General features: G+C 49.3%; 2 tRNA genes. Both read left to right on the top strand.

Annotated elements, in window-relative coordinates:
• Window positions 1-28 precede the first annotated feature (28 nt).
• Window positions 29-105: transfer RNA gene (locus AC1VNJ_RS26990), tRNA-Met, on the top strand.
• A 27-nt stretch (window positions 106-132) separates the two neighbouring features.
• A tRNA-Ser gene (locus tag AC1VNJ_RS26985) sits at window positions 133-225 on the top strand.
• Window positions 226-227: the final 2 nt, after the last annotated feature.

The following is a 227-nucleotide window of genomic DNA, read 5'->3' as shown; positions in this document are numbered from 1 at the left end:
GAAATTAAATAATTGTAACGAATAATATGGCGGTGTAGCTCAGCTGGCTAGAGCGTACGGTTCATACCCGTGAGGTCGTGGGTTCGACTCCCTCCGCCGCTACCATATAAGTTACATTTGTTATAAATATACGGAGGAATACCCAAGTCCGGCTGAAGGGATCGGTCTTGAAAACCGACAGGGGTGTTAAAGCCCGCGGGGGTTCGAATCCCTCTTCCTCCGCCATT

It is taken from the genome of Priestia sp. 3CA3 (genome assembly GCF_056836725.1).
This window is presented reverse-complemented; position numbering and strand designations above follow the sequence as displayed.